Raw genomic sequence first — 25971 nt, 5'->3', positions numbered from 1 at the left:
TTTTGGCCGCGAGCGCCGACGGCGTAACCTTCACTCGTCGCGGGTGTCCGCTCGAGACCACGATCACGCCATGAGCCCTGCCTTCGCCCCCTCCCGTCGCGCCGTCACGACGGTGAGCATCGTCGGCGCAGGCCGTCTCGGGACCGCGCTCGCGAGGGCGTTGGCCGAAGCCGGCGTCGAGGTGCGCGGACCGTTCCGGCGTGGCGAGCCGCCGGCGCCGGCCGAGGTCGCGCTCCTGTGCGTACCGGATCACCAGATCGCCGAGGCGGCGCGCGCTTCCGCGGCAACCGCCGCTCACATCGGCCACACATCGGGGGCCACGACGATCGCAGACGTCGACTTCGGGCTCCACCCGCTGCAGACCTTCGCCGGGGACGAGGGCCCGGAGGCCTTCCGGGGCATCGGCTGCGCCATCGCCGGCCGCACCCCCGAGGCGCTCTCGGTCGCGAGATCGCTCGCGGCGATGCTCGGCGCCGCGCCCTTCGAGATCGCCGACTCGGAGCGCCCGGCGTACCACGCGGCGGCGTCGATCGCCTCGAACTACCTCGTCACGCTCCAGGCGGCCGCCGAAGAGATCGCGACGGCGACGGGGCTCACGCGAGCCGAGGCCCGGAGCCTCCTCGCCCCGCTCGTGCGCACGACGGTCGACAACTGGGCGGCGCACGGACCAGAGGCAGCCCTCACCGGGCCGATCGCGCGCGGCGACGAGGTCACGGTCGCCCGCCAGCGGGACGCCGTTGCGCGGCATCCCGATCTCCTCCCCCTGTTCGACGTTCTGGCCGAGCGCACGCGCGCGCTGGCGGCCGGCAAGGAGAGGCGCCCGTGAAGATCCTCCGCACCGTCGCCGACGTGCGACGCGCCGTGGCCGAGGCCCGTGGCCGAGGCGCGACGGTCGGCCTCGTTCCCACGATGGGGGCGTTCCACGACGGTCATCTCTCCCTCATGCGACGGGCGCGCGACGAGAGCGGCCTCGTCGTCGTCTCGCTCTTCGTCAACCCCGCGCAGTTCGGCGCCGGCGAGGATCTGTCGACGTACCCGCGCGACGAGCGGCGGGACGCCGAACTGGCGGCGGGCGCAGGCGTCGACCTTCTCTTCGCGCCACCCGTCGACGAGATCTACCCCCATGGCTTCGCGACGAGCATCCACGTCGCCGGGCTCACCGACGTACTCGACGGCGCCTCGCGCGGTGCGCATCACTTCGACGGCGTGGCGACCGTGGTGACGAAGCTCTTCCACATCGTGGCCCCGGACGCCGCATACTTCGGGCAGAAGGACGCTCAGCAGGTGCTCGTCGTCCGCCGGCTCGTGCGCGACCTCGACCTGCCGGTGCGCATCGTCGCCTGCCCCATCGTGCGCGAACCGGACGGTCTGGCGATGAGCTCGCGGAACGTCTATCTCGACGCCGACTCGCGCGCGCGGGCGACGGCGCTCAATCGCGCGCTCGTGGCGGCAGAAGCCGCGGTCGACGACGGACGCACGGGCGCCGACGAGGTTCTCGCCGCGGCCCGGGCAGAGCTCGCGGCATCCGGAATCGAACCCGAGTACCTCGAGCTGCGCTCGCCCCACGATCTGCGCGAGCTCGACCGCGTCGACTCCGCCGCGCTGCTCCTCGTCGCGGCGCGCGTCGGCGCGGCGCGGCTCATCGACAACCGGACACTGGAGGTGCGCTCGTCATGAGCACCCATCCGACTGCACGACGCAGGATCACGCTCACCGCTCTCGCAGAGCAGAAGGCGGCCCGGCGTCCCATCGTCATGGTCACCGCCTACGACTACCCCAGCGCCCAGATCGCCGAGGCCGCCGGTGTCGACATCGTGCTCGTGGGCGACTCGGGCGCCATGACCGTCCTCGGCTACGACAGCACCGTGCCGATCTCGGTCGACGAGATGCTCGTGCTCACCGCGGCCGTCCGGCGCGGGCTGTCGACGCCCCTCCTCATTGCAGATCTGCCGTTCGGCTCGTACGAGGTCTCCGACCAGCAGGCCGTCGCGACGGCGCAGCGCTTCGTCAAGGCGACCGGCTGCGACGCGGTCAAGATCGAGCGCGGCGGCACGACGGTCGACCGCGCACGGGCGATCGTGGATGCCGGCATCCCGGTCATGGGCCATGTGGGTCTGACGCCGCAGACGGCCGTCGCGATCGGCGGCTACCGCTCCCAGGGCCGTACGGCCGACGACGCCCTGGCCGTGTGCCGCAGCGCCCTCGCGCTGCAGGACGCGGGCTGCTTCGCCGTGGTCTTCGAGGCCATTCCCGGCGACGTGACGGAGACCGTCATGCCGCGGCTGCGGATCCCGGTCATCGGGATCGGCGCCGGCGGCGCGACCGATGGTCAGGTGCTCGTCTTCCACGATCTGCTCGGGATCTACGACGGCCGCCCCGCGAAGTTCGTCAAGCGCTACGCGGACCTCCGATCGGCGATGGTCGATGGAGTGTCGGCCTACGCCGACGAGGTCCGCTCGCGCGCCTACCCGCAGCCCGAGCACGGCTATGCGATGGATGCGGGCGAGGCCGCGCGGTTCCGGGAGCTGCTCGATCGGGAGCTGCTCGACGAGCTCTGAGCCCGTGGGCCGCTAGCGCGGCCTCGGACCGGGGCGGACCGTGAGGTCGCTGATGACGGCGTCACGAGGCAGGTCCAGCGCCGTGAGCACGGCGGTCGCGACCGATTCGGGATCGATGAAGCGCGACGGGTCGTACTCCTGCCCCTCCTGCTCGTGCACCTTCGCCTGCATCGGTGTCGCCGCGCGCCCGGGATACACCGTCGTCACCCGCACGCCGTGCGCGGCCTCCTCGCCGCGGAGCGCGTCGGCGAGGGCCTTCAGACCGTGCTTGGATGCCGCGTACGCCGCCCACGAGGGGTGAGCCGTCAGGCCCGCGCCGGAGTTCAGGAAGACGATCTGGCCCTGCGCCGCCCGCACCGCGGGCAGCAGCAGCCGCGTGATCTCGGCCGCCGAGATGAGATTCACCGCCAGTTGCGACGACCAGGCGTCGACGGGAAGGTCGCCGACGCCCCCGAGCTCGACGATGCCCGCCGCGTGGACGACCGAGTCGACGAGGTCGGGCAGGTCTGCGCGGGCGAATGCCCGGGCGAGCGAATCGGGATGCCTCAGGTCGGCCGCGATGGTGGCGACGGCGTCGAACTCGTCCCCGAGCTGCGCCGCGCGCTCGGCGTCACGGGCGACGAGGATGAGCCGGTCGCCGCGATGGGCGAGCCGGAGTGCGATGGCCCGGCCGATGCCGGATCCGGCGCCGGTGAGGAGGTGGATGTGAGGCATCCGTCCATCCTTCCACCCCGGGGGCCGCAGCCCCCGGGGAGGGAGAGGTGGCCCGGGACGGGCGCTGTGCCCCGGGCCACCGGTTCACTCAGCCGCAGGAACGCGCGGCGTACGGTGCATCGAGCGTCACCGACACCGCCTTCCCCTCGACCGTGGCCGAAGCCTGCACCGACGCCGAACCCTCCGGCACCGACACCAGACGCGACGTGAACGCCTGCGCCGTGGTCTTGCCCGCCGCCAGCTCAGCGACCGCCTTCGACCCGTACGCCGACGAGATCGACAGCGCCACCGGCACCGCCTCACCGTTCGTCGCCTGCACCGCCACGACCGCCTTGCCCGCCACGCACCGCGTCGACGCCAGCACCGACACATCCAGCGACGGCTCCTCCGGAGCAGCCGTGAACGCATAGGTGTCGAGCTCGAACAGGTCGCCGGCCGGACCCGAGTACGTGAAGAACACGTCCTGGGTGCCTGCGGCGCCCTCGAGCGGCGCCGAGAGCTCGGTCCACTGGCCGGCGCTCCCGGTGACGGGGATCGTCCCGAGAACCGCACCGGTCTCGCTGCCGGCGCGCACCTGGATGGAACCGCCCGACTGGAGCGGCTTGACCTTGACCGTCACCGACGCTGCGCCGCTCTCGCCGAGCGCGACCGACGAGAGGCCCGTCCAGTCGCCGTTGTCGATATCCGTCACGGCGAGGTTCGGCGCGGTCGCACCGAACTCGGTGCTTGCGCCCGAGGTCTTCGCCGTCGCGACGCCCTTGCTCCAGCCGAAGGTCTCCGCCTCGAACACGCGGTACGGGTCGAAGTCACGCACCTGCTGGACGCCCTGGTACGTGCCGACGACCTGCTTCGCGGTGCCGTCTGCATTGAAGCTCAGCTCCTCGATGTGCGGGCTGCGGTAGCCCTGGGTGGTGTTTCCGTTGATCCGCTTGTTGAGCGTCGGAGCGTGGTACGTGAAGTAGTACTTGCCCTCGTACTCGAACACGGACTGGTGGTTGTTGCCACCCGTGCCGGCTCCGAAGAACTGCGACTGGTTCGGGAACAGCACTCCGGCGTACTTCTCCTTCGGCCACGACATCGGGTCGTCCGAGATCATGTAGCCGATCTGGCCGCCACCCGGGTAGCCCGGCAGCGGCGTCTGGTTGCCGCCGAAGTCGGTGCCGCCGAAGTGCGACGAGTACGAGAGGTAGTACTTGTCGCCGCGCTTGAACACCTGGGCAGCCTCGAAGGCCACCGGAGCGTCCACGACCGCAGCCGTGCCCTGCGTGGACACCATGTCGTCGCCGAGCTGGATCACGCGGATGTTCTTCGGGTTGTTGAACCGCTCGGCGGCCGGGAAGCTCGTCGAAGCGGGGCCACCGCCGAAGTAGAGGTAGCTCTTGCCGTCGTCGTCCACGAGCGGCGCGGGGTCGAACAGCCAGCTGACGCCCTGGGCGCCGGGGGTGCTGCTGTTGATGAGCGTGCTCGTGCGCTCGCTCACCCACGGCCCGACCGGGGAATCGCCCGTGAGGACATTGCTCGAGCCGCCGCCGTTGGCGTAGTAGAGGAAGTACTTCTCCTTGCCGTTCACCACCTTCTTGGCCATGCCCGGAGCCCACGAGTTGTTCGTGAACGGGGCGACGCCGGTCGGCCCCGCGACCTGGATCTCGCCGTGGTCGACCCAGTTCACGAGGTCGGTCGACGAGATCAGGGTGATCTGGTTGATGTTGCCGTAGTTGATCGACGGCGAGACGCCCGTGAGCGGGTTGGGTGCGTAGCCCTGCGTGTCATTGGTCATGTACATGTACACGCGGCCCTTGTCGACGAAGCCGAAGCCGTCGGCGCCGAACTTGTGGCCGATGAGCGGGTTGTGCTCGCCCGGGAGCTTGCCCACGACCTCGATCGTCTTGGAGGGCGGCGGGGGCGGAGGCGTGCCCACGAGCGACACGTCGTCGACCGTGAAGTCCATCAGGTGCGTGTCGGGCGCCGCGGCCGCGGTCGCCGAGTCGACCCACGGCGTCTCGATGAAGATGCGGGTCGTTGCGACGCTCTGCGACGCGGGGATCGTGAAGGTGGCGTTGATGGCCCCCCACTGCCCGCGCTGCGGAGTGACCGAACCGAGGTTCGTGTAGGTGCCGCCGCCGTAGTGCATCGTGATGAAGAACTGCTTCGTCGCGGGGCTGTTCGGGTTGTCGTACTTGACCCGGGCCTTGACGGTGTAGGTGCTGCCCGCCTGCAGCTTGCCCGACAGGTCCTGCATGGGGCCCGACCCCGTCGTCTTGCGGGCCGAGGCGCGCAGCGCGTTCGTGCCCGCGTACGCGTCGCTCGTCACGGTGAGCGTCGCTCCGTCGGCCGCGTTGCCGTTGTTCGCGAACCAGCCGGTGGCGCCGTTCTCGAAGCCGCCGTTGGTGATCAGCTCCTCGTCGGCGGCCGATGCGGGGCCGGCCATGGCCAGTCCGGCGACGAGCAGCAGCCCTGCCGCCGCCATCGCGGCGAACCGTTGCCGGGTTCGCCTCTCCAGTCTCATCTCCAAGAGATATCCTCCTTGTTCTGCGATTTCTTGCAGTCCCGGGCCGGGTCGTGTCAGCCGATCCCCGGCCCGGGAGTCTCTGGCGCGGAAGGCGAGGTGCCTCGCCTGCGCGGGGGGGAAGGCGGCCCGGGGCACCGCACCCCGGGCCGCCGGTTCGCTCAGCCGCAGGAACGCGCGGCGTACGGTGCATCGAGCGTCACCGACACCGCCTTCCCCTCGACCGTGGCCGAAGCCTGCACCGACGCCGAACCCTCCGGCACCGACACCAGACGCGACGTAAACGCCTGCGCCGTGGTCTTGCCCGCCGCCAGCTCAGCGACCGTCTTCGACCCGTACGCCGACGAGATCGACAGCGCCACCGGCACCGCCTCACCGTTCGTCGCCTGCACCGCCACGACCGCCTTGCCCGCCACGCACCGCGTCGACGCCAGCACCGACACATCCAGCGACGGCGCGTCGACCTTCACCACGCCGAGCTTCGCGAGCTGGAGGCTCAGCGCACGCTCGGGGGCGTCGATCTGGTTCTGCGTGCCGAAGGTGCCGGCGCGCGCGGCCTGGGCCTGCGCGAGGAGCCTGCGCATCTCAGCCCACTCCGCCGCGGGGTAGTCGGCCTCGCGAAGCGTCGCGGCATGCGCGATCGCGGCATCGAGGTCGCTGGTGTCGAGCGCGAGGTTCTGCGCAGTGAGCGTGTCGCTCAGCAGGTAGTGGTCGAAATCGACATGACCGCCCGCCTCGGAGGTCGCGTAGGTGAACAGCCCCACACGATGACCCATGAAGTGCGTCAGGGCGCCGTCGAGCGTCTGCGGCCCGACGCGGGTCCCGAGCTGGTTCCAGGTGCCGCCGTCGAGGCTGTAGTAGAAGGTCGTCCACAGCTGACCCGTCGGCGACGCGAAGTCGAGGTCCGCCTTGAGGTGCACCTGCGTGGCCGAGCCCAGCGCCGCCGTCGTGCCGGGCAGGAAACTCTCGACCGCTGCCTGGTCGATCGTCGCCGTGAACGGCTGCACCCGGTTGACCACGCCCACCGTGTTGACGCCGTTCACGCGCTTGACCGCGACGTACGAGAACCCCCGGTTGTACGCGGCGAGGCCTGCGACGTCGCCGTTCTTCATACCCGAGATGTCGAGCTTCGTCTCGGCCGACTGGCGCGGGCCGAAGGTGCGCTGCGACAGGGTGTTGCGTGCCTCCTCGAGGAAGGTCGCCTCGTCGTCGTTGGCGAGCTTGTAGTGCCGCGTGTTGCCCGTGACGACCTTGCCCGTCGTCAGGCGCAGCCATCCGTCGCGGTCGGTCAGCGACCAGTAGCGGTTGTCGGGAGCGTGGTTCCACTCCCAGGGCAGCGCGAGTCGGGAGCCGTTCGGCGCGATCTCGGCCTCGACCGGGAGCTCGGTCGTGAGCGGACGGCCCTTGAGCGAGACGTCGTCGACCGTGAAGTCCATGAGGTGCGTGTCGGGCGCGGCCAGCGCGTTGGCGTTGCTCGTCCAGGGCGTCTCGATGAAGATCCGCATCGACGACAGGCTCTGCGTCGTCGGCACCGTGAAGCTGCCCGACAGCGTCGCCCACTGACCGCGCGTCGCCGTGACGCTCGCGAGGTTGGTGAAGGTGCTCCCGTAGCGGGCGGTGACGAAGAACTGCTTCGTCGCCGGGCTGTTGGGGTTCTCGTACTTGATCTTCGCCGAGATGTCGTACGTGACGTTGTGCTGCACCTTCCCCGAGACGTCCTGGGCGGGGCCCGAGCCGGTCGTCTGGCGAGCCGTCACCTGCAGGGCGCCGGCGCCGGATGCGGCATCCGTCGACGCAGCGATCGTCGCGGTGTCGTTGACCGTCCACCCCGTCGTGCCGTTCTCGAAGCCGGGGTTCGCGAGCAGCTCGACGCCGAGGAGCGACTGGTCGACGCTCGGCGGGGCGGGGATCGTCCAGTCCTCGTTCATGTAGGCCCGTTCGGGCGCATCGTTGTCGAAGTCGTCCGAGACCACGATGCTCTTCTGCCGCTCGTACAGCGCCTCCTCGGGCGACAGCTCGATGGGCTTGGCGAACGAGCCGTTGACCGGCACCGAGCCGTTGTTGCCGAACGTCGGCCAGCCGTTCGACCACGTGGCCGGGATGAGCGCCGGGATGCGGCCGATCGGGAAGGTGTCGCGGAAGAACATGCCCCACCAGTCCGTGCCACCGCCGTCGCGCGCGATCGGAACGAGGCTGCCCTGCGCGAAGCCGTTCGAGTTGAGCACTCCCCTCGCCTCGTAGGGGTTGCTGCCGTCGGCCGTCGCATACCGGCCGAGGAGCGAGTCGGAGCGGAAGAGCGCCACCTGACGCCCCTGCCCGGACGGCCACGTGATGATGACGATGTAGTACTTGCCGTCGATGTACTGCACCTGCGCGCCCTCGAAGAGGCCTCCGATGAACGACGCTCCGGGATAGTCCGAGGTGCGGAGGATCTGCGGATACTCCGCGACGACGGTCTTGAGGTCGCTGGAGAGCTTGACCGCGCTGGTCGAACCCGACCCGTAGAAGATGTAGGGCGTGCCGTCGATGTCGAAGAACAGCGACGGGTCGTGGTACGCCCGCCCGAGCGGGATCCGCTCCCACGAGCCGTCGTCGATGTCGTCGGTCACGTAGAGGTACGAGCCGCCGAGGTTGTTGGTGTTGAAGGCGACGTACCACTTGCCGGCGTGGTAGCGGATCGACGAGGCCCACTGGCCCTGGCCGTACGAGGTCTGTCCGTTGCGCAGCGAGAAGGAGTCGCTGATGTCGGCGCGGTCGAAGACGTAGTTGACGATCTCCCAGTTGACGAGGTCGTAGGACTTCATGATCGGGGCACCCGGGCTGAGGTGCATCGTGGTGCTGATCATGTAGTAGATGTCCCGACCCTCCCCGTTCTCCGACGCGGGGATCCGCTCCACCGACACGTCGGGCACATCCGCGTTGAGCAGCGGCACCGTGTAGGTGCCGTCGCCCTTGTCGGTGGAGGTGTAGCCCGAGTCCGGGTTCCAGGGATCGGCCGCCGTCGCGCCGCCCGGGGCCAGCAGCAGCGCGCCGGCCACGAGCGCTGCACTGAGGGCCGCGATCGGCCGGAGCGTCCTCCCGTACGTGCCGAGCCGCGAGGGGCGTCGGCCGCGCGGCTGCCTGCTGGCGAGAGGGATGGATGCCTTCACTTCGCGTCTCCTTTATCGATCAACATCGACCTCCCGACGGCGCGTCGAAGGCACGCCGAAGGAACCGCGAGGCTGGGCGACATGACAGCGGCGTCGAGGTCCGGCTCACTGCTCTGTGCGGTGCGCCCGATTGGCGGTATTCGGATGTTAGCGGTCACACATACTGATGGCAAGGCATCCGGATGAATTCGTTGATCGAACAACCGCCACATGCTCACTCGTGGCCGTCGGCGCGGCGACGAGGACGTCGCGGACGACGGGCGAAAGGGCCGGTAGAGTCGGGATGTCCCCCGAAGCGATTCCCTCCCGATTGAGCGACGAGCCCCGGCCTCCTGATCTCACAGCGCACGTCACCATGCAGGATGTTGCGCAGCGCGCCGGCGTGTCGGCCCAGACCGTCTCGAACGTCGTCAACGGGCGACGGGATCACGTGGGCCCGGAGACGACGCAGCGCGTCGTCGAGGCGATCCAGGCGCTCGGCTACCGCCTGAATCAGAGTGCCCGCTCGTTGCGCCGGGGCCGGACGGGAATGGTGGGTCTGGGGCTGCCCGCCCTCGCGCAGGAATACTACGGCGAGCTCGCCGACCGGCTGTCTAGGCGCTTCGCGGCCCAGGGCGTCCGCATGGTGACCGAGATCACCGGCGGTGCGATCTCGGCCGAGGTCGAGTCTCTCGCCGCGTCCCACCTCGAGACCTATGACGGTTTCATCCTCGCGGTCGCGGCGAGCGAGGCGACCGATCTCGACGTCATCACGCCGTCGAAGCCGATCATCCTCCTCGGCGAGAGGGCGCTGTCAGCGCGCCTCGACCACGTCGTGATGGACAACCGGGGCGGCGGGCGCATGGCGACCGAGGCGCTGATGGAGCGAGGCGCTCGCTCCATCGTCGTGCTGGGCGGCTCGACGGACGAGGGCGACTCCGTCGAGACCCTCCGCACGCAGGGGTACCTCGATGCGCATGAGGCCCGAGGGCTGCGTCCGCGGGCCGAGCTCATCGTCCCGAGCAGCCTCGGCATCGCCGCCGGCTACCGCACCATCCGAGCCCTCCTCGACGAAGCGCGCGAGTTCGACGCCGTCTTCGCGCTCACGGATTCCTGCGCCATGGGCGCCGTCCGCGCGCTCCACGAGAATGGCCGGGACATTCCGGGACAGGTGCAGGTCATAGGGTTCGACAACGTGAAGTCGGGGCGATTCCTGACACCGCCGCTCTCGACGATCGAGCCGGGCAACGACGAGATGGCCGACGCGATCGTCGCCTTGATGCTCCGCCGCCTCGCGGGGATCGGCCGGGGGGCCCCGCGGCGCATCACCGCCGCGGCCAGCGTCGTCCTGCGCGCGTCGACCCGCTGACTGCGTTCGTGCGCGCCGAGGGGCCGCCCGCATCGGCCTCGGGCGCGCCGTATGCAGAAGACCTCGCCCGCCGGGTGTCCCGAAGGACGCCCGGCGGGCGAGGTCCTGTCAGCGTCGGCAGAGGAGCCGCGTGCCGCGTCAGCGGGTCACGCTGCGACGACGCGTGACCGCGACGTAGATGCCGAGGACGATGATGGCTCCGATGATCGAGCCGATGATGCCCGAGGGCTGCAGGAAGCCGCCCTGCGGGTCGGCGCCGAAGATGAGGAATCCGAGGAAACCTCCGACGAACGAGCCGACGATGCCGAGGACGATCGTCATCAGGATGCCGATGCTCTGCTTGCCGGGAATGACTGCGCGAGCGATCAGACCGGCGATGAGCCCGATGACGATGAGTCCGAGAATGGTCCAGAGCATGATGCTTTCCTTCCTCCGTGTTACGAGGTTGGTCGGCGCCGGCGGGTCCGGCGCGGGGGGTGGAGCCAAGCTATCGTGGCTGGCGATTTCCCGCGCATATCGGCTTCATCCCTGTACAGCAGGCTCTTGACGCGCTATAGTGCGGCGCTTTCCGGCTGAGGCATCCTCTCACATGCGCGCGTAGCGCGCCCGCGCGAAGCAGAACACGCCGTACAGCGCGAGGCCGGCGCCCACGATCCAGAGGATCACGGGCCCGAACGGCAGTTCGGCGAGCGTGTGCAGGGCGGCGTCGAGGCCGCCCGCGGTCTCGGGGTCGTGAGTGAGGGCGGCGGCGATGAAGAGGATTCCGGTGATTCCGACTGCGATCCCCTTGGCGATGTAGCCGACGACGCCGAAGGTGACGATTCCCCGCCGGGCCGGGTTGTCCGGGAGATCGAGGTGCTTCTCGAACGCCCGCGTCGCCCCGCGGAAGATGAACGCGACGCCGATCGCCGCGACTCCGAGGCCGATCACCGCGACCAGCACGACGCCGGGGCCCGTCGACATGAGCTGCGCGCTGAACGTCTGCGTCGACTCCGAGGAGTCCGACTGCCCACCGAGGGCGTAGACCAGCGCCGTGCCCGCGATCGCGAGGTAGATGAGGGCCGTGCCGATGTACTTGGCGCGGTGTCCCCACTTCTTCTTGGTGTCGGGGTCGCGCTCCAGCAGCGCCTCGGCGACCTGCCATCCCGCGAGCGCGACGAGTCCCAGCACGATGAGCCAGAGCACGAAGACTCCCAAGGGGGCCTTCCCGATCTGCTCCATGGCGCCGCCCTGGTCGGCTTCTCCCCCGCCGCCGGTGGCGATCGAGATGGCGATGCCGCCGATGACGAGGTGGAGGATGCCGAGAACGATGTAGCCGATCCGCGCCGCGACTCTGAACGCGGTCGAATCCTGTGCCGCCCGGGCAGCGGCTTGGGGGGTGTTGTCCATGCGGGGAGAGTATCGAGCCGGGCCGCGGCAGGGTATGGCTTGACGAGACGGCGCGGCGTGCTCCCGGCCAGAGCGCGGAGTCAGGACTCTGTCGGCGCCGGTTCGTCGGACCGTTGCGCTCTGCGGTCGCGCAGCGCCTCCACCGCGCACCACACGAGGCTCGCCACGACGATGCCTTCGAGCATCCCGGCGATGACATCGCTCAGCCAGTGCGCGTGCAGGTAGGTCCGGCTCCACATCATGAACACCACCCAGACGGCGCCCGCCAGCCACACGTACCACCGGCGCAGCAGCAGGCCGAGCGTCACGACGACCGTCGTGGCCACGGCGGTGTGACCCGACGGGAACGACGTCGCCATGCGCTCCGCGAGGGAGTCATCCGGCCTGGCGCGGGCGATGATCGCGGCCATGGGCGCGCCGATCGCGACGACGAGCACGATCGCGGCGGCCATGTTGGCGGCATCCCCCCGCCCCCTTCGCCACCACAGGACGAGGACGAGCAGGAGGCCGATCACGATCATGCCGATCGTGCCGCCCACGATGGCGGGCACCCAGGCGATGATCACGCCGGCATCGGTGAGCGTCGCGTGCATCAGATCGTCCCACCACTCGTCCATCGGTAGCGGGTAGTGATCGCTGAGCGCGACGACGAGTCTCAGGATCACGAACGCGACGGTCGCGACGATCGCGATCGTGAGGACGAGCATGCGCCGCGCGTCGACGTGGCGGATGGCCTCGAGCTCCGCGGTCTGCTCCTGCGCGTCGGTCGTCATGCTTCTGCGGGCGGGGTGTGGTGCTGACCCATGCTCAAATCGTCGCAGAACGAAGAGGATCCCGCCCCCGCTTGACGTGCCCGTTCTGCGTCATTCGTATCGGGAGGCGACATCGCTCCTGACCACCGCGTAGATTTGCTCCGTGTGTGTTCATCGTGCGGACGGGACGTGCGGGTGATGCCGTTCCGCAGTCAGCTGACGCTCGAGTCGTGGCTCACCGAGTTCCAAGAGCAGGGGCATCGCATCGACGGCACGTTCAAGGTGATGCACCAGGACGGCGAGGACGGCGCCAACACGGGGCTCGTCGGCGTGCAACTGGCCAATGCCTCGACGGTCATGTACATCCAGCCGGAGGCGGCGTTCGCCACCAGGTGGGTCGTGACGATGGAGGCGCGCGACGAGGCGATCACACTCGACTCGGACGGAGTGCGGGCGCTGTCCGACGAGCTCGCGACCGTCTCGGCGCTGTGCGAGTTCCTCGAGACGAAGTCGGCGGGCTACTCGGGACTCGACACGCCCTGAGCGCCGGCAAGACCCTGCGCTTCGCCCGTCCGAGGCAGTCCCGCGCGTGTCAGGCGCGGCGGCTCACGGTGATCGCGATCAGCGAGTCGAGGAGTTCCGCGAACCGCGCGGTCTCGACCTCGTCGGCATCGAGCAGGGCCGTGTCGAAGTCGTCGTCGAATCGCGTGAGCAGCACCCACGGCTCCTGGGCCAGATCGATGGTCAGGCTGATGCGGTTCACGCGGCGATCACCGGGATCGATGTCACGGCGCACCGCACCGCGATCGACCAGCCGGTCGATGAGGGCGGTCACGCCGGCGGCTGTGATGCCCAGGTACTCGCGAAGCTGCGTCGGACGGATGCCGGGATGCGCCGCGATGTGAAGGAGGGCGTTCGCGTCGCCCTCACCGATGCCGAGCTCGCGGCGCGCGGCCGAGAAGGCGGTGGACCGTGCACGGATGTAGTCCGTGAGGGCTCGCCTCAGGCCCGGCACCACTGCTTCTTCAGACATGAGGACTCCCCGAGACCGCGGACTCGCCGCAGTCTACTCCTTTCTTTAGACGCCTGAATATTTCACTGAGCTATTTAAACCGGTGAAGTTTCTTGCTACGCTGGGCGGAATCGGAACCAGTGACTCCGCCGGCGTCACTGAACCCCCGTTCCGAGAAGGGAGGCCCTCATGGGCTGCCTGTATTACGGAGACAGCGACCGGGGTATCGAGATTCCGGACGCTCTCCTTGCTCATCTGAAGGTCGTCATCACGACCAAGCTACGCCGCCGGGAGAGCTTCACCCTCTCGTGGCGGCACGATGTCGCCGATCCGCACGGCCGGTCCGCGCTCTGGCTTCAGGAATCCATTCCGCTGCGCTTCGTCTTCAGCTCCGAGGTCCCGGAGACCCTCTTGCCCGCCGTGCTGCAGGAGTTCAGCCGTCTCGCCAACTCGACGGGCGGTCTCACGATCGACCTGAACGACTGGGTTCAGGAGCCCGCGCCGACAGCCGTGCCGACGGCGGCCTGAGCCCGCTGCAACCTGAGACACCGATGAAGGGGCCGGTCCACGCGGACCGGCCCCTCTCCTGTCTCCGCGCGAGCCGGCGTTCGTGAACCTTCCGGGCTCCGGGCTCGTTTCAACCGAGGAGGCCCACGGGGGGCCCGACCGGAGGTCGGTGACGGCATGAGCGAAACCAGTTCCCGCGTTCTCTGGATCCTGCGGATCCTCAGCGCCGTCCTCCTGCTCGCCGCGGGCGGCATCCACCTCTACCTCGCGTTGAACGGGGTCGGCGGCATCCTCGGCGTCCTGTTCATCCTGAACGGGATAGCCGGCCTCGTCCTGGCGATCGCGATGCTCGTGAGCCGCGGCCGGCTGCTGCAGGCGGCGACGGTGCTGGGGCTGCTCTTCCTCGTCGCCAGCCTCGGAGCGATCCTCCTCGCGCTGACCGTGGGCCTCTTCGGGATCACGCAGACATGGGACTTCACACTCGTCCCCGAGACGGTGATCGTCGAGTCCGTCGGCGTCGTCGTGCTCGCCGTGACGACCGTCCTCGTGCTGCGGGCGGACGGCACCGCGTCGGCCGGCTCGCGGTAGCCGCGTGCCCGAACGCCTGAGCGGAAGGACCCGCCGCGATCCCCGGAACGCGGCGGGTCCTTCCTGCGCCTCTCGCTACGGCGTGCAGCCGAGCGCGGGATGAGCAGTCGTGTAGACCGACTGCTCGCGCTCAGCGCCTTCGCCCGCCGAGACCGTCGCCGTCACCGTGCCCGACGGCACGGACACCAGGCGCGTGGCGAAGGCGGCCGAGACACTCTTGCCGGCGGCGAGCGTCGCGATCTGCTTCGGGCCATACGCCGTGGCGATGCCGACCTGGATAGCGCGGTCGTCGGCGTTCGTGACGGTGACGACGAGCGTCTCCTTGCCGGCGACGCAGCGACCCGTCACGGCGACGGACGCCGTCACGAGCGGCTGAACCTCGAAGGAGGCGGTCGCCTGCGAGGCGAGGAGGTACTCGAATCCGAGGTACTCGGCCTTCACCTCGTGCGCGCCGACTCCCAGCCCGGCCGGGATCTCCGCCTTGGCCGTTCCGTCCTCGAGGTACACCGTCTCGGACCAGTCGCCGGCCGTGAAGCGCACCTGACCGCCCGTCTGGAAGCCGTCGGCGGCAGCGACCGTGGCCGTCGCCTCGGCCGTCGCGCCCTCGCGGACATCGTCGACGGAGACCTCGACGGTCGTCGCGACATCGGGGTTCGCGATGCCGCGGATGTGGTTCCACTCGCGGAGGGTGATGGGCAGCACCGTGCCGTGGCGAGGGCGCGGCACTCCCGCGTTCGTCATCGTGATGGTCTTCGGCTGCCAGGTGGGCGCCTCGATGTTCGCCTCGCACGCCGCCTGGTAGCCGCCGCCGTTGGTGTAGCGGTCGCCCCAGAGGTAGAACTGTCCGGGGCAGGCGGTGTCACCGGGGTTGGCCTTGAAGATGACCGGACCCTCGTAGCCGGCCGTGGCCTGCCACGTGGTGCGACCCAGCGCCGGGGCGATGAGCTGCCAGGCGTTGATGTCGCTGTCCAGGAAGTCGGTGTTCTTCTCCGAGAAGATGTCGGAACCGGCGTTGCCGGCCTCGTTCTTCGTGACGCGGTAGTACTCGTCGCCGACCTTGATGGCGGTCGTGTCGATGCGCGACTGCGGAGCGGGGTTCTGCCAGACCTTCGGCTCGGAGAACGTCTGGAAGTCGCGCGTGATGTTGTACCACATCTGCGCGTTGCCCTGTCCGGTGCGGTTGATGGGATCGTTCCACAGCGACTGAGCCCAGAACACGGCGTATGCGCCGATCTCGTCGACCCAGAGCGACTCCGGCGCGAAGGCATTGCCGGCGTTGTCGGGCGCGACCTTGACGTGACGCTGCGGCGTCCAGTTCACGAGGTCGTTCGACTCGAAGACCTCGATGTACTGCGTGTCGTTGATCGCGTACCCGCCTTGGTCGTACCAGTTGAGGTCCGTCGCGATCATGTAGAACGTGTCGCCGTCGGGCGAGCGCACGATGTGCGGATCGCGCAGCCCCTGGTCACCGAGCTGGGACACGAGCGACGGCCACCCGCCGGTGAGTCCCGTCCAGTCGAGCGCGGTGTTGCCGTTGGACGTGGCGAACATGATCTGCTCGCCGTCGGCCATACCCTCGCCCTTGAAGTAGCCGAGGAAGTACCGCTCCTTCTCCTCCTCGCGAGGCAGCGGCTTGACGACGAGGTCGAACTCCTTCTCGTCGCTGGCCGCGCCTTTCGCGATGGTCGCGGTCAGGGTCACGGCGACCTCCGGGTGGCCGTACGACGGACGCTTCACCTCGCCTGTCGACGAGACGAGATCCGAGTCGGACACCCAGGTGATCTCCGATCCCCAGCGGCCGGTCGTCGGCAGGGAGATGTTGCCCCGCACGTCGTCGGTCGCGTGGAGCTCCAGGTCGAGCGCGTCGCGGGCGACCGAGTGGTCGACGTCGAACTCGGCCGGCACGGTGATGGGGATCTCGCGAGTCGCGATGGACTGCGACCCCTTCTTGAGGGTGGCGGTCAGCACGACGATCGCATCCGGCTGCCCGAGCGCCGGACGCGTGACCAGCCCGCGGATCGGCACCTTCCGCGCGCTCGTCGCGGTGGGCGGCACCACGACCTCGATGACCGACGGGTCGGACGATGCCCACGTGATGGACGAGCCGGCGATCGAGCCGGTCTTGGGCAGCTCGAGGTCTTCCACGATCGCGCTCGTCAGGCCGAGATCGATGGCCGCGGCATCCGCTACCGCTCCTTCATCGTTCCCCTGAGCCGCACGGGTCGAGACCTCGGCCGCCGACAGCCCCCGGTCATAGACGCGGAAGTCGGACAGCGTGCCGCGGAACGAATAGTTGCCGGGGGCCTGCGAACGGGCGAGGTAGTTGCAGTTCGTGCCTGCCGCGTTGACCGACGGAGCTGTCGTGATGGCCGTCGACTGAGCGTGCTGCACGCCGTCGACGTAGAGCGTTCCCGTCCATGAGGTGCCGTTGGCGTTCGGGGTCTGCGTATAGGTGACGTGCTTCCAGACGCCCTCGGGAAGACGGACCCGGTTCTGCTGGACGTTGACCGTGCCCGCGGCGACGCGGAGCCGCTGGGTGTTGGAGGAGAAGAGCTGTCCCTGCTGCCCGGTCGCAGCATCGCAGGACGCCTTGTTGCCGAGGCTCCAGATCTGGTGCTCGCCGACGTTCGCCGGATCGATCCAGATGTCGTAATCGACGGTCAGAGCCTGCATGCCCGCGGTCAGGTTGTCCGGCAGCTGGACGTAGGCGCCGGTCAGCGCGTCGGCATAGGCATCGGGGTTGAACCGGATGCCATCCGCACCGCGCGTCGCCTTCTCGGGGTGCACGAGCGTCGCGTTCGCCGCCGCGCCGGCCGACCCGGTGTTGGCGACGACGGTCCCGGATGCCTCGTCGAGGGCGAAGCGGTGAACGAGACCGTCGAGCACGTCGTCGTAGACGGAGTCGGCGGCCGCGGGGGCGGCGGCCGCAAGACCGACGCACAGCGACGCGGCCACCGCCACGGCGACGGTGCGCGATCGTCGGGTGCGCGTGAGGGATGGACGGACCATCGGCAAGTACTCCTTCGTACCTCGGTGACCGGCGGGCGCCGGTCTGATCGGTGATGCGGGCCGAGGGCGATGAGAGTCGTCGTACGTTTATCGATCCACGAGCCGTCGGCCTGATGTTAGCGGTCACAGATGACGACACGCAAGAGCGGGCATCACGAGCGGAGTGGTCGCGTCGCGCGTGCGGGGCGTGCCGCGGGCGCGGGACTCAGCGGGAGAAAGGTGTCATGGCGCGGTCGTCGTCCGCGAGGACGATGCGGTTCCCGCCCGCGGCCTTGGCGCGATACATCGCGACGTCAGCCTGACGCATGAGCTGCTCCGGCAGCACGGCGGCGCCCGGAGGCGCGACGGCGACACCGATGCTCGCGCTGAGGAGCTGACCCGCCGGCGACGCCCCCGGGTCGCTGCGGAGCCCCTCCAGAACGCGCTCCGCGATCTCCCACGCGACAGCCGGATTGTCGACGTCCCGCGCGACGATCACGAACTCGTCGCCCCCGTACCGCGCGACGAGGTCCTCCGATCGCACACCCGCGAGGAGCCGGTCGGCGGCTTCATGCAGCATCCGATCGCCGGCATGGTGGCCCAGAAGATCGTTCACCCCCTTGAAGCCATCGAGGTCGATGAACAGCACGGCGAAGCCGGCCGATCCGACGATCTCCTCCATCTGCGCCTCGAGCAGGCGTCGATTGGGAAGACCCGTCACCTCGTCGTGCATCGCCGCGTGCGCGAGACGCGCCTGAAGCCGCAGGGTGGCGAGCGCCTGCGCGGCCTGACCCGCGAGCGCACCGGCGAGCGGAGCGGCCTCCGCATCGAACGTGCGGGTGTGGTGGAACCAGCTGATGAAGGCGCCGAAGTCGCTCTCCTCGTGATGCAGCGGAGCGCCGATCAGCGCGTGCACGCCGGAGGCCCGCATCGCGTCACCGAGTCCGGGCAGGAGGCGCTCCCCCTCCTCGGGGTCGACCACCTTGATGATCCGGCGCGGGGCGCTCACGAGATCGATCAGCGTCTCGGCGCCGATCCGGCCCTGGAGGGGGTCCGGGCCGGCGGCGACGACGCTCGTCCCGTCCGGCTCGTGAAGGTAGACCGTGGACTCCTCCGCGCGGTAGGCCCGCTGGGTCGCGTCGGCGAGCACCTGGGCCAGGCGTTCCTCTGTCGTCGCGGTCGCGAACGCGACCGACGAGTCCATGATCAGCTCGAGGCGGGTCCGGGTGCGATCCGCGAGGGCATAGCGCCGGCGGAGATCGCGCAGCGCACGGAATCGCTCGGATGCCTCGGAGACGACCAGGACCTCATCGGAGCCCTCGCTGTGGCGGGCCACCATGACGGCACGTCCGGGGTGCCCAGGCGGCACCATGACCCACGGCCCGGGTCCGTCCGGGCTGGGAAAGAGGTCGTCGTCGGCGTGGACGAGGAACTCCTCGATCGGACGCCCGATGATCGCATCCGGTGTGGACGAGGCCCACTCCGCGAACCACGGATTGACGTCGGAGATGCGACCTGTCTGGTCGACGTGGACGACGCCCACCGGAAGCGCATTCGCTCCGCTCATGTGCACCTATCGCTTCCGTCGCACGAGCCGGTCCCGGAAAGCCTATCCCGAGCCGTCCGGCGCCGCCGTGCGCGAGACCTCTTCCCGAAACCGAGGTTCGCATTGCGCGCGCCGACCTCGCAAGCAGCGCTCGCTGCCGCCTTCCTCGCGCACGCCGATCGCGGCGCCGACGTCGGCCGCCTCTCGTCTGCGAGGCCGCCGGCCTGGCAGGCTGGCACCGTGGTGGAATCGGCCGTCGGTCCGCGTGACGAACCCGGGATGCCGCGATACGCCGGTCTCGCGACGTTCGCACTGCTGCCGATGCTGTCCGCAGTCGAGCACGCCGACATCGCCGTGGTCGGCATACCGTTCGACTCCGGAACGAGCTTCCGCCCCGGCGCGCGGTTCGGCCCGGCGCACATCCGCGAGAACTCGCGCCAGCTGCATCCGTATCACGCCGTTCATGACACCCACCCGTTCCGCACCTCGCAGGTCGTCGACGCGGGCGACATCGGGGTGGGGCCTTACGACATCCCGCGGGCGGTCGAGGCGATCACGACGGCCGCCTCCCAGCTGAGCCAGCGCGGTACTCGCCTGGTCGCGCTCGGCGGCGACCACACGATCGCCCTTCCGCTCCTGCGGGCCGCCGCGCTCCGGCATGGGCCGCTCGCGGTCGTGCACTTCGACGCCCACCTCGACACGTGGGACACGCTCCACGGGGCCTCCGTCTGGCACGGGTCGCCGTTCCGGCGCGCGGCGGAAGAGGGGCTCCTCGACCTCGTACGCTGCCAGCACGTCGGGGTCCGAGGCGGGATCTACGACCCGTCGGAGCTCGACGACGACGCGCGCTCGGGTTTCGCGATCATCCGCAGCGAGGCCTTCCTCGAGCGGTCGCTCGACGACATCGCGGCGCAGATCCGCGCCCGCGTCGGCACGAAGCCCGTGTACGTCTCGGTCGACATCGACGTGCTCGACCCCGCCTTCGCTCCTGGTACGGGTACGCCCGAGGTCGCGGGCATCAGCACGGCTCAGCTCTTCGCGGTGCTGCGCAGCCTGCGGGGTCTTCCCGTCGTGGGATGCGACGTCGTCGAGGTCGCCCCGGCCTACGACCACGCGGGCATCACGGGACTCGCCGCGGCGCACACGGCCTGGGAGCTCATCACCCTCATGACTCTGGCAGGGTGACCGGCCGGGGCTCGATCAGGTGCGGCCGACTGTCTCGATGTCCTCGAGGAACGCGGCGGCGACCTCGGGCGATACCGTCGCCCGCGTCGTCGAGATCGCCGCGATGTAATCGACCATGAAGGGACCCCGGGCCTCGCCGGTCTCCGAGAGCACCGCCTTCTCGAGCGCCGCCTGCGACGCCTTCCTCGCCGCGAATTCGATGTCGGCCGGGGAGAAGCTCTCGGTCATGGTGACGAGGGCGGGGATGTCGACGCCGACCGAGGCGGACGGCACGTAGCGCTCCCAGATCGCCGTACGCGCCTCGGCGTCGGGCAGGCCGATCGGAATGACGTAGTCGAAGCGGCCGTGGCGGAGGAATGCGGCATCCAGCGCCCGGATGAAGTTCGTGGCGCAGACCAGGAGCCGTCCCGGCTGCTCGCGGAAGGCGGGGATGATCTTCAGCAGCTCGTTGGTGACGCCCTGGGTGGGCGACGGGGGCTCGCCCTGCCGGTGCGACGCGATCTCTTCGACCTCGTCGATGAAGACGACGGCGTGCTCCAGCTCCGCGATGGTCGTGAAGGTCTCGCGCAGGGCACCGGCGAGCCCTCCCGCCTGAGCGGCGAGCCGCGACGGGAAGACCTCGATGAACGACCATTCGAGCCGCGACGCGATGGCCTTCGCGAAGGTCGTCTTGCCCGTTCCGGGCGGGCCGAAGAGGATGATCGATCGCGGCGGCACGACCCCGAAGCGATCGGCGAGCTCGGCGTTGGCGAGCGGCATGACGACGCGGCGTTCGAGGAGATCCTTCTCGGCGGCCATCCCGCCCACCGAGTCCCACAGTCCGCGGGGCATGACGCGCCCGCCGAGCGCTGCGAGCTTGGTGAGCTCCTCGCGCTGGACGGGGATGTGGCGCTCGAAGTAGTGCAGATCGCGCTTGAGCTCGAAGCCCTGGTGCAGGAAGGCGCCGACGCGCGTCTCCGCCGCCGGCATGAGGGCCGACAGCTTCGACACGCCGTGCGCGGCCATGCGCGATTCGAGCGCCGCCAGCAGCGACGATCCCACGCCCTGACCGCGCATATGGGACGCGGTCGCGAGGAACACGACCCACCCCTGCGCGTGTGCCGCCCGGCCCACGGCGGCGCCGATGATCTCGTCTCCGACGACCGCGACGACGGCGTGGTCCTTGGCGCACGAGGCGAGGACGTCGGACAGCCCGTACACCGGCTCGCCGCCGGCCGCCAGCACCTGCTCCCAGAGGCGCAGGATGCCGTCGACATCGTCGGGGTGGTAGTCGCGGATTCGCCAGCCGGCCATGGGCACTCCTCGATCTGTGTGCTTCGAGGGTGGCACGTCAGGGACCCGGACGCGAACGGCCGCTCAGGGCGCCGCGGGGATCAGGGTCAGCGGCTGACCGGATCGCCGCCGGTCGCGGTGAAGGCCTCGACTTCTCGCAGCGTGGGGCTCGACTCCCAGTCCCCCGGCGTCATGCACAGCATCGCTCCGCAGACGTTGGCGCGGTGCAGTCGCGCCGCCACGTCAGAGCCGTCGAGCACGCCGCTCAGATAGCCCGCGACGAAGGCGTCGCCGGCGCCGACCGTGTCGACGACGTCGATCTGGAATCCGGGCGAGTCGACGCCGCCCGACGGGAGATAGGCGGTGGCGCCGTCCGCGCCGCGTTTGAGCACGACCTCCCCGACGCCCCGCTCGAGCAGGCGACGGCAGGCGGCCGCGGCATCCGTTCCCGGATGGAGCAGCTCGAGCTCCTCCGGGCCGCCGAAGACGATGTCGGCGCGCTCGGCGAGCTCGCGCAGCCACGGCCCCGCCGTGCCGGCGTCGGCGAGGGCGGAGCGGTAGTTGATGTCGAAGGTCACGCGCACGCCGGCCTGCCGGGCGCGGTCGATCGCGGCCGACAGGCACTCCCGGGCCGAGGCGGAGAGGAGCGCCGTGATGCCCGTGAGGTGCAGCAGGTCGGCGCCCTCGATCCATCCGTGGGGAACGTCCGCCGGCGACAGCCGCGACCCGGCCGAGCCGGCGCGGTAGTAGAGGACTCTCGTCGACGTCGCCCGGGGACGCTCCTTCAGCATGAGGCCCGTCGGCGCCTCGCCGTCCACGACGGCGAGGACCTCCACCCCCTCGGCGCGGATCTCACGCCGCACGCGCTCGCCGAGCGGGTCGTCGCCGATGCGGCCCAGCCACCCGACGTCGACGCCGAGCCGCGAGAGCCCGATCGCGACGTTGCTCTCGGCCCCGCCGATCCCGAGGGCGAGGTCCGTGGCGTGGCGGAGCGAGCCGAGCTCGCGCGTCCGCACGAGCGCCATCGTCTCGCCGAGGGTAACGGCACGCGGCGCCGACGAGCCGGACATCATGCGCCGTCCGAAGCCACCGCGACGAACGACTCGGCGCGCTGACGAAGGGCGAGGAGGTCGCCCCCGGCGAAGGCATCGCCCAGCAGAGGTCCGCCGACGCTCACGGCTGCCGCCCCGGCATCGAGCCACTGCCGCGCGCTGTCGAGATCGACGCCCCCGGACGGCACGACCTGGATGTCGGGGAACGGTCCGCGGAGGTCTTTGACGTAGCCGGCGCCGAGGCGTCCCGCGGGGAAGACCTTGACCGCCGAGGCACCGGCCGACCACGAGGCGAAGAGCTCGGTCGGGGTGAAGCCGCCGGGCACGAGCGGCACGCCGGCCTGCAGCGCCGCCGCGAGAAGCTCGGGCGCCGTGATGGGCGTCACGAGGTAGCGGGCACCGGCATCCGCCGCCCTCGCGACCTGGTCGGTGTTCGTGACGGTCCCGACTCCGAGATCGGCGCGGTCGCCGAAGCGCTCGAGCAGCTGCGGGAGCCGCTCGATCGTCCCGGGAGTCGTGAGCGTCAGCTCGACGCTGCGGATGCCCGCGTCGAGGAGGGACTCAAGCGCGGCGTCGTAGTCCTCGGCGTGCTGCGCGCGTGCGACGACGATGAGCCGCGAGCCGACGGTCTTCTCCGGCAGCGGGAGACGCACGACATCACCAGTCATGGACGGTCCCGTCGGTGAGGCGGTTCACGGGCAGGTAGGCCTTCGTGTACTCGAAGGCGGACGCCGCGTCCTCGTCGAGCTCGACGCCCAGGCCGGGCTGCTCGCCGGGGTGGAGGAAGCCCTGGTCGAACGTGAAGGAGGTCTGGAACACCTCCAGCGTCTGCTCGTTGTGCGGCATGTACTCCTGGATGCCGAAGTTGTGGATCGCGAGGTCGAGATGCAGGGCGGCGGCCATGCCGACCGGCGAGATGTCGGTCGGGCCGTGGATGCCGGACTTGATGCCGTAGATCGCGGCGAAGTCGAGGAGCTTCTTCATGGCGGTGATGCCGCCCGTGTGGGTGACGGCGGAGCGGACGTAGTCGATGAGGCGCTCGGTGATGAGCGTCTGATAGTCGAAGACGGTGTTGAAGACCTCGCCGATCGCGAGCGGCGTCGTGGAGTGCTGGCGCACGAGTCGCAGGGCCGTCTGGTCCTCGCCGGGGGTGCAGTCCTCGAGCCAGAAGAGGTCGTACGGCTCGATGTCCTTCGCGAAGCGGGCTGCTTCGATCGGCGTCATGCGGTGGTGCCCGTCGTGCAGGATGCGCAGTCCGCTGCCGAAGTCCTCGCGGATGCGCGCGAAGACGCCGGGCATGTGATTGAGGTAGGTGCGGGTGTCCCACGTCTCCTCGCTGGGGCGGCCGTCCTGGGCGCGCTTGGCCGGCTCGTAGTCGTAGCGGACGCCCGGTCCCGCAGCCGAGACGCCGTAGATCTGGCCGAGACCCGGCACGCCGGTCTGCACGCGCACCGCGGTGAAGCCGAGCTCGCGATAGCCCGTGATCGCGTTCGCGAGGGCGTCGTAGTCGGTGCCGGAGGCGTGGGCGTAGACCCGCACGCCCGACCGGCTCGCACCGCCGAGCAGCTGGTAGAGCGGCATCCCGGCCTTCTTGGCCTTGATGTCCCACAGCGCCATGTCGACAGCGGCGATCGCGGCCATCGTGACGGGGCCGCGGCGCCAGTACGGCCCGCGGTAGAGGTACTGCCACGTGTCCTCGATGCGGTCCTCGTCACGGCCGATGAGCGTCGAGGCGACGTGGTCGCCGAGGTAGGACGCGACCGAGAGCTCGCGCCCGTTGAGGGTCGCGTCGCCCCATCCGACGATGCCGTCCGAGGTCGTGATCTTGAGCGTCACGAAGTTGCGCCCGGGGCTGGTGATGTTGACGTCGACGCGGTCGATGGTCATGTCTCGTCCTTGCTGTCAGGGTGCGGCCGCGCGCGGCCGCCCGGACCGGGGTGCGGCCACGACCTGCGCGGCCGCACCCTCGATCCACTTGCGGGTGTCGATCGCGTCCGGCGTCACATCGCCGAGCGCGGGTCGGTCAGGTCGCGGCCGGTCCACTCGGGTGCGACGATCGCCGCGACGAGGGCGCAGGCCGTGTAGAAGCCGAGCAGCACGATCACCGGGAGGATGCTGCCGGTCGTCGCCGCGACCCAGGCTGCGGCGATGATCGGACCGATGCCGGTCGCGATGATCGCGGCGATCTCACGGACGATCGCGGTGAGGGTGTATCGGTTGCGCGCGCCGAAGATCTCGGGGAGCGAGATGTTCTCCATCGATGCCAGGCCCAGGACCGAGACGTTGTGGATCACGGCGTAGCCGACGAAGATCCAGCCGATCTCCTTCGTGTTGATCGCGAGCATGGTCGGGACGATCAGCAGGAGCGAGAGCGACGTCATGACGATGTACATCCGCCGGCGGCCGAACACGTCGCCGAGCCAGCCGACGAGCGGGATCGTGCCGAAGCCGATGAGCGACGAGACGATGACGATCTCGGGGCCGACGCCCTTCTGCACGGCGAGCGTGATCGTGATGAACGATATCATGTAGGTCTGGATGAGGCCCGAGTTGCCCGCCTGGCCGAAGCGCAGGAAGAACGAGACGAGCGTCGCCTTGATGGGCTTGCGCTCGAGCGCCTGCAGCGTGCGCACGTCGTTGGTCTGCGTGGCGAGCTCGACCATCTCGTCGCGCGAGAGCGCCTTGCCGTCGACGACGTCGGTGCGCTCCTCGAAGACGGGGCTCTCCTTGAGGCGGAAGCGCACCCACACGGCGAAGAGCATGACGACGGAGCTCGCGATGAACGGAATGCGCCAGCCCCACGCGATGACGTCGTCCTCCATCATGACGGCGAGCAGGATCGCCCAGATCGCCGAGGCGAAGAGCGTTCCGCAGTTCGTGCCGAGCGCGACGAGCGAGGCGATGATGCCGCGGCGACGCGTCGGGGCGTACTCGGCGAGCATGACGCCGGCGCCCGAGATCTCGGCGCCCGCGCCGAAGCCCTGGGCCAGACGCAGCACGACGAGCATGATCGGGGCGATGATGCCGGCCTGCTCATATGTGGGGAGGAAGCCGATGAGGGTCGTCGCGAGACCCATCAGGAGGATCGTGTAGAAGAGCACCTTGCGGCGGCCCACCTTGTCGCCCATGCGGCCGAAGTACCACGCTCCGAGGGGTCGCGCGACGTAGCCGACGCCGTACGTCGCCATTGCGAGGACGACGGCCATGCCGGCCTCCTCACCGGCGAAGAAGAGCTGGCTGAAGACGAGTGCTGCGGCCAGCGAATAGAGCTGGAAGTCCATGAACTCCAGCGCGGTGCCGAGCCAGCCCGAGACGGCGGCCCGGACCAGGTCGCCGGTCGACCGCTGGACGGTCGGCGGCGGTGCCGCGGCATCCACACCGGGGACGTTCGAAGTGCTCATGGTT

At 69.9% G+C, this 25971-nt stretch carries 22 protein-coding genes; 8 read left to right on the top strand and 14 right to left on the bottom strand.

Annotation, left to right across the window (positions count from 1 at the left end; all coding sequences use genetic code 11):
* Window positions 1–70 precede the first annotated feature (70 nt).
* The 3 genes from EV279_RS05840 to panB are packed head-to-tail and all read left to right on the top strand — an operon-like array spanning window position 71 to window position 2558.
* Entirely contained in the window at window positions 71–826 is a 756-nt protein-coding gene (locus EV279_RS05840) for a DUF2520 domain-containing protein (RefSeq protein WP_133541931.1), read from the top strand.
* Window positions 823–1677: a pantoate--beta-alanine ligase gene (gene panC / locus EV279_RS05835; RefSeq protein WP_133541930.1), complete on the top strand. Its 855-nt coding sequence runs from the start codon at window positions 823–825 to the stop codon at window positions 1675–1677. Before EV279_RS05840 ends, panC begins: the two co-directional genes overlap by 4 nt.
* Window positions 1674–2558, top strand: a complete 885-nt coding sequence (gene panB, locus EV279_RS05830) for a 3-methyl-2-oxobutanoate hydroxymethyltransferase (RefSeq protein ID WP_133541929.1) — start codon at window positions 1674–1676, stop codon at window positions 2556–2558. The genes panC and panB overlap by 4 nt, the downstream gene beginning before the upstream one ends.
* Window positions 2559–2570: 12 nt before the next feature.
* Here panB and EV279_RS05825 read toward each other — a convergent pair whose 3' ends face one another.
* The 3 genes from EV279_RS05825 to EV279_RS05815 all read right to left on the bottom strand — a co-directional run bounded on the left by EV279_RS05825 (window position 2571) and on the right by EV279_RS05815 (window position 8927).
* Window positions 2571–3272 (bottom strand): SDR family oxidoreductase, encoded by a 702-nt coding sequence (locus EV279_RS05825; RefSeq protein WP_133541928.1) that lies wholly within the window; start codon window positions 3270–3272, stop codon window positions 2571–2573.
* 88 nt (window positions 3273–3360) lie between these two features.
* A complete protein-coding gene (locus EV279_RS05820) occupies window positions 3361–5778 on the bottom strand; it encodes a family 43 glycosylhydrolase (protein ID WP_243728598.1) in 2418 nt (805 codons plus the stop codon).
* Between the two features lie 161 nt (window positions 5779–5939).
* Entirely contained in the window at window positions 5940–8927 is a 2988-nt protein-coding gene (locus EV279_RS05815; protein ID WP_243728455.1) for a family 43 glycosylhydrolase, read from the bottom strand.
* 355 nt (window positions 8928–9282) lie between these two features.
* On the opposite strand from EV279_RS05815, the gene EV279_RS05810 reads away from it, so the two are divergent.
* Window positions 9283–10275, top strand: a complete 993-nt coding sequence (locus EV279_RS05810; RefSeq protein WP_166644468.1) for a LacI family DNA-binding transcriptional regulator — start codon at window positions 9283–9285, stop codon at window positions 10273–10275.
* A 138-nt stretch (window positions 10276–10413) separates the two neighbouring features.
* Here EV279_RS05810 and EV279_RS05805 read toward each other — a convergent pair whose 3' ends face one another.
* The 3 genes from EV279_RS05805 to EV279_RS05795 form a co-directional block, all read right to left on the bottom strand.
* Window positions 10414–10692 carry a GlsB/YeaQ/YmgE family stress response membrane protein gene (locus tag EV279_RS05805; protein ID WP_133541925.1) on the bottom strand — a complete coding sequence of 93 codons (279 nt, stop codon included), beginning with the start codon at window positions 10690–10692 and terminating at the stop codon, window positions 10414–10416.
* 168 nt (window positions 10693–10860) lie between these two features.
* Window positions 10861–11664 carry a DUF1206 domain-containing protein gene (locus EV279_RS05800; RefSeq protein ID WP_133541924.1) on the bottom strand — a complete coding sequence of 268 codons (804 nt, stop codon included), beginning with the start codon at window positions 11662–11664 and terminating at the stop codon, window positions 10861–10863.
* Window positions 11665–11744: 80 nt separating this feature from the next.
* Window positions 11745–12437: a phosphatase PAP2 family protein gene (locus EV279_RS05795; RefSeq protein WP_133541923.1), complete on the bottom strand. Its 693-nt coding sequence runs from the start codon at window positions 12435–12437 to the stop codon at window positions 11745–11747.
* 177 nt (window positions 12438–12614) lie between these two features.
* Between EV279_RS05795 and EV279_RS05790 the strand changes: the two genes are divergently transcribed.
* A complete protein-coding gene (locus EV279_RS05790; protein ID WP_133541922.1) occupies window positions 12615–12959 on the top strand; it encodes a hypothetical protein in 345 nt (114 codons plus the stop codon).
* 49 nt (window positions 12960–13008) lie between these two features.
* On the opposite strand, the gene EV279_RS05785 is transcribed toward EV279_RS05790, so the two are convergent.
* A complete protein-coding gene (locus EV279_RS05785) occupies window positions 13009–13449 on the bottom strand; it encodes a MarR family transcriptional regulator (protein WP_133541921.1) in 441 nt (146 codons plus the stop codon).
* Window positions 13450–13617: 168 nt separating this feature from the next.
* Between EV279_RS05785 and EV279_RS05780 the strand changes: the two genes are divergently transcribed.
* Window positions 13618–13956 carry a hypothetical protein gene (locus EV279_RS05780; RefSeq protein WP_133541920.1) on the top strand — a complete coding sequence of 113 codons (339 nt, stop codon included), beginning with the start codon at window positions 13618–13620 and terminating at the stop codon, window positions 13954–13956.
* Between the two features lie 156 nt (window positions 13957–14112).
* Window positions 14113–14523 carry a hypothetical protein gene (locus EV279_RS05775; RefSeq protein ID WP_133541919.1) on the top strand — a complete coding sequence of 137 codons (411 nt, stop codon included), beginning with the start codon at window positions 14113–14115 and terminating at the stop codon, window positions 14521–14523.
* A 75-nt stretch (window positions 14524–14598) separates the two neighbouring features.
* Here the strand turns inward: EV279_RS05775 and EV279_RS05770 are convergent, their stop codons facing one another.
* Window positions 14599–17532 (bottom strand): immunoglobulin-like domain-containing protein, encoded by a 2934-nt coding sequence (locus EV279_RS05770; RefSeq protein ID WP_133541918.1) that lies wholly within the window; start codon window positions 17530–17532, stop codon window positions 14599–14601.
* A 205-nt stretch (window positions 17533–17737) separates the two neighbouring features.
* The gene (locus EV279_RS05765; protein WP_133541917.1) at window positions 17738–19078 is read right to left on the bottom strand and encodes a diguanylate cyclase; all 1341 of its coding nucleotides are present in this window, start codon (window positions 19076–19078) and stop codon (window positions 17738–17740) included.
* A 258-nt stretch (window positions 19079–19336) separates the two neighbouring features.
* Here EV279_RS05765 and speB point away from each other — a divergent pair, with 258 nt between their 5' ends.
* Window positions 19337–20242: an agmatinase gene (speB, locus tag EV279_RS05760; protein ID WP_133541916.1), complete on the top strand. Its 906-nt coding sequence runs from the start codon at window positions 19337–19339 to the stop codon at window positions 20240–20242.
* Between the two features lie 15 nt (window positions 20243–20257).
* Here speB and EV279_RS05755 read toward each other — a convergent pair whose 3' ends face one another.
* The 5 genes from EV279_RS05755 to EV279_RS05735 all read right to left on the bottom strand — a co-directional run bounded on the left by EV279_RS05755 (window position 20258) and on the right by EV279_RS05735 (window position 25967).
* Window positions 20258–21535, bottom strand: a complete 1278-nt coding sequence (locus EV279_RS05755) for a GNAT family N-acetyltransferase (protein ID WP_133541915.1) — start codon at window positions 21533–21535, stop codon at window positions 20258–20260.
* An 86-nt stretch (window positions 21536–21621) separates the two neighbouring features.
* The gene (locus EV279_RS05750) at window positions 21622–22584 is read right to left on the bottom strand and encodes a sugar kinase (protein WP_133544660.1); all 963 of its coding nucleotides are present in this window, start codon (window positions 22582–22584) and stop codon (window positions 21622–21624) included.
* On the bottom strand, window positions 22584–23234 hold the full coding sequence (locus EV279_RS05745) for a bifunctional 4-hydroxy-2-oxoglutarate aldolase/2-dehydro-3-deoxy-phosphogluconate aldolase (protein ID WP_133541914.1): 651 nt from the start codon (window positions 23232–23234) through the stop codon (window positions 22584–22586). Before EV279_RS05745 ends, EV279_RS05750 begins: the two co-directional genes overlap by 1 nt.
* Window positions 23224–24453 carry a D-mannonate dehydratase ManD gene (gene manD, locus EV279_RS05740; RefSeq protein WP_133541913.1) on the bottom strand — a complete coding sequence of 410 codons (1230 nt, stop codon included), beginning with the start codon at window positions 24451–24453 and terminating at the stop codon, window positions 23224–23226. Before manD ends, EV279_RS05745 begins: the two co-directional genes overlap by 11 nt.
* 113 nt (window positions 24454–24566) lie before the next feature.
* A complete protein-coding gene (locus EV279_RS05735; RefSeq protein WP_133541912.1) occupies window positions 24567–25967 on the bottom strand; it encodes an MFS transporter in 1401 nt (466 codons plus the stop codon).
* Window positions 25968–25971 lie beyond the last annotated feature (4 nt).

The organism is Microbacterium sp. BK668 (genome assembly GCF_004362195.1).
In the GTDB taxonomy this organism is placed as follows: Bacteria; Actinomycetota; Actinomycetes; order Actinomycetales; family Microbacteriaceae; genus Microbacterium.
Note: the sequence above shows the minus strand (reverse complement) of the source record. Positions and strands in the feature narration are given on the sequence as shown.